We start from the raw sequence: 511 nt of genomic DNA on the forward strand, positions 1-511 counted from the left end.
AGTCTTCGCATTGGTAGATTTCCTCTTGTCGTCCATATAGATTTCCTCTGACTTTTCGTCGATATTGCAAATGAAACGCCCTCCCCGCTGGACAGCGAAGTGTGCCGTTCTCGTCAATCCTGAAATTGACGGGACGGAAGGGATTCTCATGGTAGTTTTTGTCGGTTGTCTCTTTTTTGAACATGGGGAACTTCATATACTTTTCCATGCCATGCTGCTCGCAGTAGATGTAGTTGTTGTACGAACCATATCCCGCGTCAGCTACAGGGTACTTGGGATAAAATCCATACGTTTCATGAAACTTTTCCAGCAATGGGACGAAGCAATCCATGTCGGAACGGTATTGACTGACGTCAGCCACAGCAATGTATTCATCTGCAATACCAAATTGGACATTATATGCAGGAAGAAGCTGGTCATTGCCCATATAGTCTTTCTTGATACGCATGAAGGTTGCCGAAGGGTCTGTCTTGGAATAACTGTTGCGGTTGGGGCCACAAACTGCGATCTT

General features: G+C 45.6%; 1 protein-coding gene. It reads right to left on the reverse strand.

All coding sequences use genetic code 11. The annotated features are described in order from the left end of the window. Positions 1–511, reverse strand: a 511-nt coding sequence (locus H8J70_RS12430; RefSeq protein ID WP_186504601.1) for a transposase, incomplete at both ends; no start/stop codon positions are given.

Source organism: Megasphaera hominis, assembly GCF_014269395.1.
Taxonomy (GTDB): domain Bacteria; phylum Bacillota; class Negativicutes; order Veillonellales; family Megasphaeraceae; genus Megasphaera; species Megasphaera hominis.